We start from the raw sequence: 12,484 nt of genomic DNA, 5'->3' as shown, positions 1-12,484 counted from the left end.
CGAGGCGGTGATCCTCCCAGAACTCGCCGCCGCCTAAACTAAAACAACTGACCCGCACGGTGTTGAGAAACTCCACCACTCAGCGGGACGTGACCCTACCATTACCTCCGAATTATGGAAATAAGAATTAGAGGGGTACCTGGCTGGGAGACGGCAGTGCCCCGTGTTTCCGGGGCTTTTGGCCAATCAGGGGTTGGAACCTCACACAACTCCTTATATGAGTATTCCTCTGCGATGATGGAAACCGCGTGGAATATCGTTAGCATCACAGAACGGTAACGGCGGAGGACGACGGGCTCGGCGCCCAAACACGCTTACACCCCCGCGCATGCCCTAACCATGAGCATTCTGACGAAAGCCCGCGTAGTCCAAGCGGCGGCATATCCCGAATCCGAACTCAGCTGGGCACGATTCCCCGCCGATCTAGGCGCACCCGAACCGCCCAGCACCGGCTCCGGCGCCCCGGACCCGCAACTCCGCCACGGTGGCGCGATCGCCGTGATCTCCGATTCGCAACTCGCCGCGCTTCAGCGCGGCGGTCTCCTAGCGATCGACGTCCGCGGCGAGTACGTGCTCTTTCTCACGATCGGCGGCTGACCTGCCGATCCAGAACGCAGAAACGGCGGGATCTTCCCGAAGGAAGAATCCCGCCGTTCGGCGTTACCTGGCGGTGAGGCTAGGCGGGTGTGACTACGGGGTGACCGTCGGCACGGTAAGTCCCGTGTGCGCCCCGATGAACGCGGTCAGGATTGCCTGGTCCGCGGTGCTCGACGTCAGCACGGTGGACGGGTTCTCCGACGTGATGAAGAACTGGTCGCCGGTCGCTGACTGCGACAGTGCGATGAACGCGTCGCCGTTGTCGCTCAGCGCGATGTTCACGAGCTTGCTGTCCTGGATGACGGACTTGCCACCAAGCTGCCCGGTACCGTCGACGAGGTCGGCGTAGCTGGCGAACTTGCCGGTTCCGTTGCCTGCGGCAGCGGCGTAGGAGACGGACTCGGCCGTCTTCACGGACTCGAGCGCACCCTTGGCGGCTTCGTTCTGCGCCCACGGGATGACCGCGAACACGGCGACGGCGATGACGCCACCGATGATGCCGATGACGAGAACACCGACCATGATGCTCGCGAGGTCGATTGCTCCACCCTTGGTGCGAAGGACGGCGAGCACTCCACCGCGCTCCTTGATCGATGCGACGCGGGCCTTAGCGGTGTTGCTGGCTGAGAGGAGAGACTTCATGCGGTGTTGGGTTCCTTACGAAAGTTGAGACCAGCGCGAGCGCGACGATCAACGCCCCGATTCGAGGCGTCCTTCTGTATGTGTGCGGCGCGCACACCGCCCGCACACAAAACGCCGGCACGCTCCCCGCAATGAGGAGCGAGCCGGCGATCGTTTCGGATGCGGCCGCGCTAGTAGCGCCGCCTCCATTCCTTCGGCGCGGTCGGCGCCCACTCCCGTGGCTCCTCTGGCGCCTCTTCGAGGATGGCCTGGAGGATCGCGTCGTGGACCGTCAGCATTCCAGAGTCATCATCCGCCAGAAGCTTCGAGACTGCCGGCCCCAGAGATCCTCGATCGATGGCCTCTTCGGCCGCCACATCGCCGGCCTCGCGCTCCCGAAGGCTTGTCGAGCCCTCCCGAGAGCGATGGATTTTCAGGAGCTCCGCGAGGCTCGATTTGGAGACGAGCCCCTGCACCTTCTCGCGCTCGAGCGGCTCCAGCCCGGCAACCGGCCCGGCAGAGGGAGTCGACGGCGATTCTCGTGGCACCCGGAGCTTCCAGCGGATGCCGAAGCCAGGCTTTCCGCCGGGAAGACGGATCGGGACGTTTGAAGGTGCGAGTGTTGAGCGATTGAGCATGGCTGATTCCGTTCTATAGGGATGGACTACCAGCCGCGGGCTGCGGCTGTTTCTCTGAGGGGATGGTTGGATGGCTGCTCGCCTAGTTAGACGGTCCGGGCGTCCACCGGTTCGGTCCACGGGCTGAAAGTTCCTCCGGGGAGGATCGCGCGCAGCTTGTACGTATATGTCTTCCCCCGTGCGAGGCCCGAATCGGTGAATGTCAGGCCGTTGACCGTCGCAACGAGCTTGGTTCCCCGGTAGATCTCGTAGCGGGTGCCCGCGGTCGCGACCGGCGATGCCGACCAGATCAAAGCGATGGTCGTGGCGGCACCGGTAGCGGAGATGGCGCCGGGCGTCGGTGCCCAGAAAGTCATCGGAGTCTGCACGGATGTGGTCGTCTGACCGGTCAGGGGTACGGATGCCGTGATCCGAGTCGTGACCGGGTAAGTCCCACTCTCTGCCCCTGCATTCCCCGGAAGGATGGGCGTGAAGCCCCAGACCGGATTTCCAGCCGCGGCCGTCTTCGAGAGTACGAAATCGAAAGTCGTTTCTGAGCCGCTGGCGCGCCCTTCGCTGGCGACCCAGTCGCTGGCGGTGTCGCCGTAGCTCGCGGCAAAGGCCCGCTGCGATCCCAAGCTCGCTTTCCCCGGGCCGGTGATTTCAGACGGGACGGTCACAGAGATTTTCAACCCTTGAACGCCCGTCGGTGCGGAGAAGATCGTAACCAGGCCATTGCTCTGCATGACCCTCGGTCCCGACGCAGGAGGCGCGACCGCGCCCGGCGCGGGCAGCCCTGCGATGACCGGCAGAACGGTTGTCGGACCGCTTTGCGACCCTGAGCTCAGGTAAAAGAAGGTGCCGGTCCTGCTCTCCGAGCTCGCAATCCAGCCCCCAGGCCCGGCAGAAATCAGAATCGACTCAGTCTTCGGCAAAAGCGGCGCGCCAGCAACGGTCGCGGCAACCGAAGCACCCGGGCGACCCGGGCCGCCGCCAACGTCTGCTGCGAACGCGGTGGGAGCCTGGAGCTCGGCCAAAGAGCCGAAGGAGTGGTGGCTCACGAAGTAGACGGATTCGGCCGTCTTCACGGAGAGGAGTGCACTCTTGGCAGCCGAGTCCTGCGCCCACGGGATGACCGTAGTCACCGAAGCACCGATGACGCCACCGATTATGCCGATGACAAGCACACCCACCATGATGCTCGTGAGATCGATCGCGCCGGTGGAACCGCGGAGGATGCGAGTAAGGCGCCGCGGGCGACGCTTCCGCTGGGAAACAGTAGTCATGTGGGCAGGTCTCTTTCGCTCGAGGGCTGAGGCCGGGCGAGATGCCCGATCACTTCACTCACCTATGTGTGCGGCGGCGGATCGCGCACACACAGAGACCCGACCATCGCCACCCGTGGGGCCGCTCACCCCGGCACGCTGACCGACGCGAGGGCATCGTCACGCTGACCGACGAGCGCATCGTCACGCTGCCACCCGATTCGTCTGCCCGTCTCGCCAGGCGTGCCGTCCTTGCGAGCGTGTCTTAGAGGGGCGGGCGGTGATATTCAACCCTGCTCCGAAATGACAAATCGCCCCGGCTCTTGGCAAGCCGGGGCGAAGTTGTTTCGGAGGCTATTCCGGGAATTTCGCGAAGAACCAGATTCCGAAGAAGTTCCCATTGGTCGAGTCTTCCTCCCCTGCGAGCGTGAGGAGGACCCCGATTTTCGCGGCCGAAGCGATTACGGCGTCGATGATCTCTTCGGCATCGCCGTGCTTGAGCTCAGGCCACTCCGGGTAAAGCTTGAAGTCTGCGACTCGCTCCGAAGCGTCGTCATCGGCGTCGTTGCTTCTGACGCGGACCTCACTGTACAAACGCAGGGGGTCCCCTTCCTCGGGGTAATCACGGAAGTTGGGGTCGTCCCAATCGGTTGTGGGCTTATACGGGACGGATTCAATCTCCGCCATGACGCGGATTCCTTCTCCGTTGTTCAGTTGGTTCATCCTGCTCTCCGTCGTTTCGAGCGGCCCGGCAGAAGGACCAGCGGCATTTGCCGGGGTCACACGCATCCACCGCAAGGCAATGTTGATCCCCTTAGCCGTTTTGACTGGGCGCTGGACCGCGGCGTAGCCGGGGCGGTTTTTAGTAGGACTGCTCATCTATCTGGGTCTCCTGTCGATGGTAGCGCCGGAAAAGGCCAGCGCCGGTTAGTACGTGTGCGGCTCGCTGTGCGGCCGCTCGGCGCAATGCCGGATAGTGGACCTGCGAACGGCGGGCAGCGGGCCGTGGCATGCCAACCACCAGCACGCCACTCATAAGCGCCCCGCACAGGCGACCGCTTCGCTCGGTGCGCCGATCTGAGTCCCTATTCGCCAACCCATCACCCCGACCCGGCAAGCAGACCTATTCGCTAGGCCGTCTCAACAAGCGCTTCGGTTCGCAGCCCTCGACGCCAGACCGTCACGCCGCGCACTTCACCTAGCACTCCGTCGCACGGCTCGCGAAGCCGAGCGTGCCGGGAAGGTAACCGGACCGCCGGGCGTGCCGTGGAGCGTGACGTTGGGTCGGCCGTAACGGTTGGCGTGCCGTTGAGCGTGCCGGGCCTCATGTCAACCGTTATGACATGCGTGCCGTTTGGTGCAACGCACCCTTCCGCACTGACTGCGCACACGGGCCGGGAAAGATTTCTCGACCGATTTTCGCTGCCGGCCTCTAAACGGCCCATTTCCGCCGCATGTCTCCCCTCTGAGAGGCGCACTCGCGCTTCCGCCAGAGCAGCGGAGCCACCATGACCGAGCAGAAATTTTCCACCAGCCACCAGATCCCAGCCGGGGTCAAACTCACTCCAGAGCGTCACCAGGAGCTGGTCACCCAGCTGGCCGCCGGGCGGGCACCGGAAGCGACCGCCGAGGAGGCTCGGGCGGGACTGCTCGCCGGCAACGCGCTCTTGACGGCCTACTGGAGCCTCATCGTGGCAAACGCTCGGTCGAAGGCCCCAAGCCAGGCAGCCGCAGATGATCGCGCGGGGGCTGCGGGCGAGCGGGCAGTCCACGCGATTCGCTCCTACGATCCGGCCCGTGGCGCGACGCTCCTCGGCTGGTTCGCGAGCTGCCGGGTTTGGGGCGGAGAAGCTGGCCTCGAAGCGTCGCTGCCGATAGTTTCGACGACCCGCGCGGCGCGGCGAGTCGCCTGGTCGGACGGCGACGGGATCGCCTCGATGCTTTCGCTGGACGTCGAGGACGGGGTCGGCGAGATGGTGGGCGATTCGGCGGGCTGGGAGGCTCAGGTCGAGCGCGAGCTCGACGTCCGGTCGGCAATGCTGGCGCTGGACGGCCGGGACCGCGAGTGGCTCGCCGCGGCCTACGGCCTCAGTGGGGGGCGTTCGGTGCCGACCGAGGATCTCGCGGCCGCCGCTGGCGTCTCCGTGCATACGGTTCGCCGGTCGCTTGCACACTCGCGGGGGCTGTTGAGCAAGTCACCTCAGCTGGCACGTATTTGATATCGACTCTCCGCGGCTCAATTCTTGTGCCCCGAAATGGGGGTCTTCGGATTTGCCGTTTGCGGGCTTTCTTTTGAGACCTTTGCTCCATCTATGTGGTGTAGGGGGAAAAAATATTCTCCCCGACTAGAGCACGAGCAACCGAGCAACCGAAAGGCCACAATCATGAGCATCATTGACACTGACACTTCAACCCAAATCACCACCGCCAGCACCGCGCGCGAGACCGCCCTCCGCACCGCGCGCACCCGTAACCACGCTCTCGAAGAGGCGATCTTCCTCAGTTTCCCCGCGTTGAAAGACGCCGCCCGCCAGGCCGTGAAGCTCGAGAGCTCACTTTCCAGCATCGGGCTCAGCCCGGCAGCCCGCGCAGTCTTCGTTCAGGAGGCCTTCGCGCCGATCGTCCAGGCGATCTTCCGCGAGACGACCTCCGCGGCCCTTCTCGATTCACTCCACGAGGACGAGGAGGCGGCGCTCATGGAGCGGGCTCGTCGCGCCGCGTTCGAGGCTTTCTCTGCTGCGCGGTCGCTGTGATCCGCGCAGCAGGAGACGCCGTCGCAACGGTCGTCAAGACCGTGCAAGTGTTCCTAGTCGCTGGCGTCGTTCTCGCGATCCTGTCGACAATCCCGGGCCTGCCGCCGTTGACTGATTTTACGCAGGCCCTCGCCGGGCTCCATGACGTGGCGCAAACCGCGGTCAAGACGGTCCTGGATGCGATCCCGGCATAGGGACGGGCGGCCGAGCGGCGAGGATGCCCCGGTTGGTGAGGCCACCGCTTCCCGGTTCGCATAGCGGCTCGAATGCCGCAGAGCGGCTGCCTGAGCTTGATCTGGCGGCGTTCTCGCGCGCTGCGAGTGAGCGTTGCTGCCGGGTTGCCGAGGGCTTAAATTGGCGCTGAGCAACGCTAAGAAAGACCGCCGGATTGCCCGGCGGTCTTTCTGTTGAGGTCCATCGTTTAGACACCAGCCGGGATAGCCTCCCCTCTCCCGGCGGCAGCGCAATGGAAGCAGGCACGGTGGTTGGCCAGAAGGAGCCCGAGAGCGAACTCGGCTGCGGTGCGGAGCGCCTTAGCCATGCGCTGATTCCGCTACATCAGCGGCACCATCGACGGTGGCCACCGAAGTACGAGCCCGCTTCTTCGCCCAGCCGAGCTTGGGGCAGCGCCCGTAAAGGAGCCACACCGCAGCGAGCAGGACCGCCGGCACGGAGGCCGCGAAGGTAGTCGCGAAGGTCGCCCGGTGGGCCAGCTGCAACACAATCCAGATACCGCCGGCCACGCCGCAGAGCGTCCAGTGCAGCCGGGAGAAGCCCAGCGCTCCGGGGATCGCCCGGCGCGCTTCTAGCATCCCGTCACGGGCAACGATTCGCTTTGCGAGCACCTGGGCCTTCACTTCTGGATCTCCACCGCCGCTCACTTTGAAGAGCAGAAAGATGCTGGCGATCGTCATTGCCACGAAGTGAAAAACGTGCGAGAAGAGACGGCGATTCCCTGATGTTCGAAGCGCCGCGACGAAGTCACGAAATGTTGTGCCCGCAGGCAGGCAGGCCGCGATCGCGCGACCTGTCGTCCAAACGCTCAGCAGGATCAGGAGGAGCCCGAGCGTCCCGTCCCCGTAGAAGAACAGGCCGAGAAGGGGCAGGAACGCGGCGACAATCCGTGATTGGCGAACGCGAACGAGCCGTTGCAAAGTCAGGAGCACTGAAGCGGCGCCGAGGAAGACGGCGAGAGCGAAGAGGAGAACATACATAGTTGAAACCTTTCGGTGGTTGGTCAGTCGTCGAATGAAAACGCGAACGCGGCTGGCTTCGCGGGTGGTGCTGGTGGGTCTTCATCGAAGTCGTCGACGACCGAGAAATCGAAGTCGACTTCCAGAACGCCGAGGTCCTCGGTTACAACGGTTTGGTCAGATATCAGAAGCCGGAACTCCGGCTCCACCTCTACAGGAATTACAGGGAGAGCCGTCGTGGCCGTCGCGCCGATGATCCACGGGTCGGGCTTCGGAACGCCCAGCGCTTCGAGCAACGCCGGGATCGTCTTCGCTGGCTCGTATGCGACGCGGAAGCCTGTCACCTTGCCGCCGTCGGAGGCGATGACCGCGAGGCCGCGGGATTTACCATCGTCGAGTTCGGAGAGCGCAGCGGAGGCGACCGGGCCCTGGTCGCCGGGGATCAACATTGTCATCGCCTCCCGCGAGATCGGCTTTCCGGGCGGGGCGAGCTGGACGGCGGAGGTCAGGTTCGAGCGCAACTCACCGCCAAGGATCGCGGCGTCAGGGCGCTGGAGCGCCACGGCAAGGTGCAGGCCGGCGAACCGCGCTTCCCGGGCGACACGGCCGAGAAGCGAGCGAATAATCGACCGCGCGGCGTTACGGGTTTCGGCTTCGACCACATACGGGTCAGTTTTCGGCAGGCCTTTCGGCACGTCTTCCAGCAGAACGAGCGAGCCGAGCTCGTCGACAACGATGAGGATCGGGCGAACATTTTCAGTCTCGCGGACCTCGGTAGAGAAGTCGCTCCACTTAACCTCGCCTTCGCGGGCGAGGATTGCCTTCCGGCGGCCGACCTCGGCGTAAACACGCTCCATCGCAGCTTGCGCGGCCTCGAGGCTTTCCGTAGCCCACGCCACGGTCCACGGGCGGACGGCCGCAAAATCGAGACCTCCCTTCGTCGGATCGATCAATACGACCTGGTGGCCGCGGGCGATCGCACTCGCCATAAGCTGCAGCAGCGCCACCGTCTTACCCGATCCCGTCGGGCCGGCGATCACGCTATGCGGGCCGTTCGCCAGGTCGATGCTGACGACTTTTCCGGCCGCGTCGATACCAAGCGGCAATGTCGCCCACTCTTCCGGAGCCAGGTGCGGCGGCAGAATTTCGGCCATCGGCACCATCTCGCGGAGAACCCGCGGCTCGCCGTAAGTCAAGACAACGCGTCCGGTGATCGAGTCATCGTTCACAATCCAGCCGTTGCTCCCGCCAGGAATGGCTTCGATCAAATTCCGCCAGATCGTGAGCCGCTTCTCCGCTTCCAGCCCAAGGTTCGGACTTCGCTCGACGGTCACCGTCTCGATCCGGCCTCCCGTCATCGCGATTTCCAGCTCAACTTCATGCTCGGCCTTACCGAGAAGCCCGGCGAGCCGGCGACGGACCTGCTGCGTGCGCCCGCCCAGTCGCGCCACGATGGCTTCGTTTTGATATTCGCGGAAATCAACCAGCCGAAGCCCTTGGCTGACGGCGAGGGCGTCGATTTGGGCGGCGGTGACGCGGCCTTCGGCGAGCTTCCAGAGGGCGGCGGCAGGGCGGAGGGTTGAGTCGGGGAGATCGTGGAAGCCAACGACCAGCCCGGCGGAGGCCGTCATCGCCGCGCGGGCGGCAGCCACCTCGGGGAAGTCCTCGATCCGGCCGAGTTCGACCCGGTCGAACGTCGCCGAGATGACGGTCCAGCCGGGAATGATGAGTGCGCACTTGGCCTCGACAGCGTCGAGCTTGGTACGCGCGGCAATCGGCACATTCGTGACCGTGAGGCGGTCCTGAGCGGGCGAGAATTCGAAAGCCCCGGAGCCCGAAAACCACTCGTTTTGGCTGATCGAAAGTACGGCAGCCAGGTAGGCACCCCACAGAGCCTCGGTGTCTGCCGCGCCGGCATCGTCGCGAGCGTGGCTAACCCCAACAACCCCGGCGGCGGGGAGCAGCGTCCAGAATCCCGCAAGCACAATCAGCGGAGCCCACGGCGTCAAATGCGAGAGCGAGCTCATCGCGTCGCGGATCAATGGCACCTTCGTCGAGAGCTCCAGCAGAACACCGAAGGTCATAACGACTCCCGCAGCGATCTGGGTGACGGTTGCGATACGAACCCGACCTGGCGTAGTAACACCCTCGGCGTCGACGGTTCCCTCGGAGTGCGTCAGCATTTTCAGCCCCGCGAAGAACTGGCGGGCGCCCATCTCTCGACCACTATCGGCGGAGAAACGACGGGCAAAGAAGAAGAAGGCGAGCGGGAGCTCGAGCAGGAGAACTGCTGGCTCCCACGGGGAGATGAAGCGCAGGTTCCAGAGCAGCCACGGAAGCGCGGTGACCCAGATGACCGCGGAAAACCACTGGGCCCACCGGGAGTATGCCTTCTCGTTCATTCCTACGTGGCCGGCACTATCGCCGATAACGACGGCGGGGATCGCGACGACGAAACCGACGACGGCCCAAACAATCAGTTTCCAGACGCGGCGGAGAATCCACCGCACGACCGTCTTCACACTAGGCATCAGGCACCCGCCAAAACGACGACGACGTCGTAGCCCCAGGTGCGCAGCTGCTCGATCGCCGCGTCCATCTCGTCTACCGGCGCCACAAGCACGATCCCTGCCGGCGTGGCCACAAAATCGAGCGCGCGGAGATCCACGCCGAGCTCCTCGGCGTCGACGTCGCCGATCGCGGTCAGCGTCAGGGTGCCGGCGGTCGCGGACCGGGTCAGGCAAATTGCTCGTGCGCTCATTGGTGGTGCCTCCGCCTACTACGTGTGCGGCTCCCGCCGCCGCCACACGCAGTGCCGAGTCAGCCAGGCCGCCCCGCGCATGGATCGGGCATGGCAACGGAATACGGAACGCTCTTCTCCCATGCTTCCGAGACGGCGGCAGACGGCCTCGTGACAGGCGGCCACGCGACCCAGGTCGCGGCAGAGGCACACAGTCAGCGGGTCTGCCAGGCGCAACCGGGGATCGAGTCAGAGCCAATGACCCGGGACCACTCAGGATCTTGGCACTCCGCCACCGGGCTTTCCGCGCGCGAAATCATCGACCAGCGCTGGGCCTGAAGCTCGCCCCGGATCGTCCACCGCAGCGCCCACTTCGACAGCCAGCGAAACGGCCGCAGGCGACGGCCCATCGAACTGGTGGCAGGCGAACGCCTTCGGGGACTGCCCGACCATGTCGCCGTCGTAACGGGGAAGCTTTTCGTATTCTTCCGGACCCCAAATACCGGACGGCACGTTCACCCGGAACGGGCATGACGCGCATGGGGACTTACGAGGCAGGGAGGGCGTCGAATTCATGCGGTCCAGCTTCAGGATGCGGCGGCGGTGGGTTCGGTGTTGAACAGCCAGGAGAGCTTGGCGTGTCCGGTCATGCTAGTTTCTGATCTGGCGCGGACCTCGAGTTGGTCAGCAGCCCAGGCACAGTTCCCGTGGAGGTTCGATGAGCAGGTTCATTTCGCTGGTTGCTGCGACAGCAGTGGTTCTGGCTCTCGTCGGATGCAGTGCCCGAGGGTCAGCCAGTGATAGCGCGAGCAACCCTCCGAACGACACCCCGGCGGCGGCCGCACCGTCAGCGCCTGCTGCGCCTGTTGCGCGCGACTCTTTCGGCGGTACTGGCAGTGTTTGGCGTGCCGGTGACGCGTGCCCCACTGCGGCAACTGTGAACGCAGCCTCCGGACTTGTGACCAGCGTCGATTACAGCTCGTTCCCCTCGATGAACGACGGTGGGTGCGCGTACTCGATCGGTGGCACTGACGTTGTCATATCAGCGTCGAGTAGGAGTGACAGCCCTGCAACAGTAGACATCTCGAAGTTTGTAGCGTTCCAGGATCAAACCCCTGTTGTGACGGATGCGCCGTCGCTTGGGTCAGGCGCCAAGGTAGGGGTTTCCCCCGTCACCTGTGCCGTGGACGTCCCGGCGACCAACCTGGAGACGTTCCCTTCCCTGCTGCTCCTGATCTCCGACAGCCGACTGACGGGGAAGTCCTCACTGCCCGCCGGCATGTGCGACAAACTTGTGCCGATACTGAGGACTATCGCGACACAGTAGTGGCGGTCTCGGCGATGGTGGCTCGCAGCTCCTCGAGCGCGTGTCTGTAGTTCGCAGCCTGGTGCTCTGCTCCCTTTGGTGGCCGCCTCTAAGCGGATCACCAAACGAAACGCCCCAGGCACGGCAGCCAGTCCGTTGCCGCTTCTGCCCTGCCGGTTGCGTAACTGAACAGGTTCGAGCAGACCACCGAGCTCGATCTCTCACTGCGAATAAGGTCATCACCCCAGGAAATGTTGGGACACAGTCAGACAGGCAAGCTGCACGTGCGGACTTGAGCGAGTGGGTTTGTCTAGTGGACAGCCGAAAGGTTGATGTCAGCCGAGGTGACGCTCGCATCGGGATCTTCACCGCCGAGTGAGAGGCCCGGTCTAATCTCGAATCTCGACAGTTCGACCGATGCGCCTGATGGGTAGCGAGGCGCGTAGTAGTTGTGGACGATGATGAATGTGGGGGTGGTGACAGAATTGCCCGGATCGAGTTTGGTGCCGCTTTGCTCTCCAACCGTGCCTCCCGTCTTGTCAGAGCAGGCGGACGTTCCATCCGTAAATATCATTTCCGCCACCGCATCCGTGATACCTGGCGCATTAGTTTGCTGCACGGAAATACTGCCCGACACCACTGCCTTCGTATTGGCAGTTGTTCCTGTCGCCACAAATAGTGCAGGGAATACGGCGTCAAGGTCTGGGTTAAACGCGCACGCAGTCCCTACTGAGAGCTTGAGATTTAGCGGGTGAAATTTCTCGCCCTTCGGGAGCGTAGGGCCAATTGTGAGGCGCCCCTGAGACGTGTAGCCCAACACGGTTGACGTGGTCCAAGTGATTCCGCTCCATCCGGCGTCCTTGCCCACGAATTGAGCGAAAACGATGGGGTTACTGGACAGACCGCCCAAACCTGAAGCGGCGAGATCTACCGTGTCCGCTGACGTTTTCGCGCACATTTTGGTCATGGCGAGAGCCTTCTGCTCATTCGTCAGGCCAGCCGAGCTCCAGCCCCCTTCTTGCTGAGTTGCGTCGGCCCATTCCGCCTTCGCCTTGAGGCTCAGGGTGGCGAAGGTGGAGCATGTGCCTTGCGAAATAGCTGCGATGACCGATTTTGGGGTCTTATTGGAGTTGCCTTTCAGCGCGCACTGTCGACGCGCCGCTTTTATCCAGGCTTCGGAGGAGGCTCCCTCTGACGTGTAGGTGATGATATTTCCCCTGTCCGGGTCGTAGAGACTTTGATCGCTCGGCGACATTTTGAGGAAATCAGCGCACTTGACGGAGGCGCTGTCACGGCTCACATTCTGCGAGCCACAGCCGGTAAGCGAGATTGCGACAAAGATAGCAACAGCAACAGCAGCGGCGCGGATAGAGGGTTTCATGTGGCCTTCAA

At 63.9% G+C, this 12,484-nt stretch carries 15 protein-coding genes; 6 read left to right on the top strand and 9 right to left on the bottom strand.

Going from position 1 to position 12,484, the window contains the following annotated elements:
- Positions 1-339 precede the first annotated feature (339 nt).
- Positions 340-597, top strand: coding sequence for a hypothetical protein (locus tag ABIB54_RS04000; protein ID WP_354574217.1), 258 nt, complete (start codon positions 340-342; stop codon positions 595-597).
- A 93-nt stretch (positions 598-690) separates the two neighbouring features.
- On the opposite strand, the gene ABIB54_RS03995 is transcribed toward ABIB54_RS04000, so the two are convergent.
- The 4 genes from ABIB54_RS03995 to ABIB54_RS03980 form a co-directional block, all read right to left on the bottom strand.
- Positions 691-1,239: a hypothetical protein gene (locus ABIB54_RS03995; RefSeq protein WP_354574216.1), complete on the bottom strand. Its 549-nt coding sequence runs from the start codon at positions 1,237-1,239 to the stop codon at positions 691-693.
- A gap of 170 nt (positions 1,240-1,409) precedes the next feature.
- Positions 1,410-1,856 carry a hypothetical protein gene (locus tag ABIB54_RS03990; RefSeq protein ID WP_354574215.1) on the bottom strand — a complete coding sequence of 149 codons (447 nt, stop codon included), beginning with the start codon at positions 1,854-1,856 and terminating at the stop codon, positions 1,410-1,412.
- An 86-nt stretch (positions 1,857-1,942) separates the two neighbouring features.
- Positions 1,943-3,121: a hypothetical protein gene (locus tag ABIB54_RS03985; RefSeq protein ID WP_354574214.1), complete on the bottom strand. Its 1,179-nt coding sequence runs from the start codon at positions 3,119-3,121 to the stop codon at positions 1,943-1,945.
- Between the two features lie 333 nt (positions 3,122-3,454).
- Positions 3,455-3,823, bottom strand: a complete 369-nt coding sequence (locus ABIB54_RS03980; RefSeq protein ID WP_354574213.1) for a hypothetical protein — start codon at positions 3,821-3,823, stop codon at positions 3,455-3,457.
- Between the two features lie 785 nt (positions 3,824-4,608).
- Between ABIB54_RS03980 and ABIB54_RS03975 the strand changes: the two genes are divergently transcribed.
- The 3 genes from ABIB54_RS03975 to ABIB54_RS03965 all read left to right on the top strand — a co-directional run bounded on the left by ABIB54_RS03975 (position 4,609) and on the right by ABIB54_RS03965 (position 6,047).
- Complete coding sequence (locus tag ABIB54_RS03975) at positions 4,609-5,319, top strand: hypothetical protein (RefSeq protein ID WP_354574212.1); 711 nt, start codon at positions 4,609-4,611, stop codon at positions 5,317-5,319.
- Between the two features lie 165 nt (positions 5,320-5,484).
- Positions 5,485-5,853 carry a hypothetical protein gene (locus tag ABIB54_RS03970; protein ID WP_354574211.1) on the top strand — a complete coding sequence of 123 codons (369 nt, stop codon included), beginning with the start codon at positions 5,485-5,487 and terminating at the stop codon, positions 5,851-5,853.
- Positions 5,850-6,047: a hypothetical protein gene (locus tag ABIB54_RS03965; protein WP_354574210.1), complete on the top strand. Its 198-nt coding sequence runs from the start codon at positions 5,850-5,852 to the stop codon at positions 6,045-6,047. Before ABIB54_RS03970 ends, ABIB54_RS03965 begins: the two co-directional genes overlap by 4 nt.
- 339 nt (positions 6,048-6,386) lie before the next feature.
- On the opposite strand, the gene ABIB54_RS03960 is transcribed toward ABIB54_RS03965, so the two are convergent.
- The 3 genes from ABIB54_RS03960 to ABIB54_RS03950 form a co-directional block, all read right to left on the bottom strand.
- Positions 6,387-7,067, bottom strand: coding sequence for a hypothetical protein (locus ABIB54_RS03960; RefSeq protein WP_354574209.1), 681 nt, complete (start codon positions 7,065-7,067; stop codon positions 6,387-6,389).
- A 23-nt stretch (positions 7,068-7,090) separates the two neighbouring features.
- Positions 7,091-9,262 (bottom strand): FtsK/SpoIIIE domain-containing protein, encoded by a 2,172-nt coding sequence (locus tag ABIB54_RS03955; protein ID WP_354574208.1) that lies wholly within the window; start codon positions 9,260-9,262, stop codon positions 7,091-7,093.
- A 314-nt stretch (positions 9,263-9,576) separates the two neighbouring features.
- Positions 9,577-9,807, bottom strand: a complete 231-nt coding sequence (locus ABIB54_RS03950; RefSeq protein WP_354574207.1) for a hypothetical protein — start codon at positions 9,805-9,807, stop codon at positions 9,577-9,579.
- Between the two features lie 90 nt (positions 9,808-9,897).
- Here ABIB54_RS03950 and ABIB54_RS03945 point away from each other — a divergent pair, with 90 nt between their 5' ends.
- Complete coding sequence (locus ABIB54_RS03945) at positions 9,898-10,125, top strand: hypothetical protein (protein ID WP_354574250.1); 228 nt, start codon at positions 9,898-9,900, stop codon at positions 10,123-10,125.
- On the opposite strand, the gene ABIB54_RS03940 is transcribed toward ABIB54_RS03945, so the two are convergent.
- Positions 10,060-10,362 carry a DUF6283 family protein gene (locus ABIB54_RS03940; RefSeq protein ID WP_354574206.1) on the bottom strand — a complete coding sequence of 101 codons (303 nt, stop codon included), beginning with the start codon at positions 10,360-10,362 and terminating at the stop codon, positions 10,060-10,062. The genes ABIB54_RS03945 and ABIB54_RS03940 overlap by 66 nt on opposite strands.
- A gap of 382 nt (positions 10,363-10,744) precedes the next feature.
- Here ABIB54_RS03940 and ABIB54_RS03935 point away from each other — a divergent pair, with 382 nt between their 5' ends.
- The gene (locus tag ABIB54_RS03935) at positions 10,745-11,113 is read left to right on the top strand and encodes a hypothetical protein (RefSeq protein ID WP_354574205.1); all 369 of its coding nucleotides are present in this window, start codon (positions 10,745-10,747) and stop codon (positions 11,111-11,113) included.
- Positions 11,114-11,402: 289 nt separating this feature from the next.
- On the opposite strand, the gene ABIB54_RS03930 is transcribed toward ABIB54_RS03935, so the two are convergent.
- A complete protein-coding gene (locus ABIB54_RS03930; protein ID WP_354574204.1) occupies positions 11,403-12,473 on the bottom strand; it encodes a hypothetical protein in 1,071 nt (356 codons plus the stop codon).
- Positions 12,474-12,484 lie beyond the last annotated feature (11 nt).

It is taken from the genome of Frigoribacterium sp. UYMn621, from assembly GCF_040549525.1.
GTDB lineage: Bacteria > Actinomycetota > Actinomycetes > Actinomycetales > Microbacteriaceae > Lacisediminihabitans.
Note: the sequence above shows the minus strand (reverse complement) of the source record. Positions and strands in the feature narration are given on the sequence as shown.

Bases quoted from the DNA above. Each gene is read 5' to 3' on its own strand.
- ABIB54_RS04000 (WP_354574217.1), top strand. From the start codon at position 340: ATGAGCATTCTGACGAAAGCCCGCGTAGTCCAAGCGGCGGCATATCCC.
- ABIB54_RS03995 (WP_354574216.1), bottom strand. From the start codon at position 1,239: ATGAAGTCTCTCCTCTCAGCCAGCAACACCGCTAAGGCCCGCGTCGCA.
- ABIB54_RS03990 (WP_354574215.1), bottom strand. From the start codon at position 1,856: ATGCTCAATCGCTCAACACTCGCACCTTCAAACGTCCCGATCCGTCTT.
- ABIB54_RS03985 (WP_354574214.1), bottom strand. From the start codon at position 3,121: ATGACTACTGTTTCCCAGCGGAAGCGTCGCCCGCGGCGCCTTACTCGC.
- ABIB54_RS03980 (WP_354574213.1), bottom strand. From the start codon at position 3,823: ATGAACCAACTGAACAACGGAGAAGGAATCCGCGTCATGGCGGAGATT.
- ABIB54_RS03975 (WP_354574212.1), top strand. From the start codon at position 4,609: ATGACCGAGCAGAAATTTTCCACCAGCCACCAGATCCCAGCCGGGGTC.
- ABIB54_RS03970 (WP_354574211.1), top strand. From the start codon at position 5,485: ATGAGCATCATTGACACTGACACTTCAACCCAAATCACCACCGCCAGC.
- ABIB54_RS03960 (WP_354574209.1), bottom strand. From the start codon at position 7,067: ATGTATGTTCTCCTCTTCGCTCTCGCCGTCTTCCTCGGCGCCGCTTCA.
- ABIB54_RS03955 (WP_354574208.1), bottom strand. From the start codon at position 9,262: ATGGGCGCCCGCCAGTTCTTCGCGGGGCTGAAAATGCTGACGCACTCC.
- ABIB54_RS03950 (WP_354574207.1), bottom strand. From the start codon at position 9,807: ATGAGCGCACGAGCAATTTGCCTGACCCGGTCCGCGACCGCCGGCACC.
- ABIB54_RS03945 (WP_354574250.1), top strand. From the start codon at position 9,898: ATGGCAACGGAATACGGAACGCTCTTCTCCCATGCTTCCGAGACGGCG.
- ABIB54_RS03940 (WP_354574206.1), bottom strand. From the start codon at position 10,362: ATGAATTCGACGCCCTCCCTGCCTCGTAAGTCCCCATGCGCGTCATGC.
- ABIB54_RS03930 (WP_354574204.1), bottom strand. From the start codon at position 12,473: ATGAAACCCTCTATCCGCGCCGCTGCTGTTGCTGTTGCTATCTTTGTC.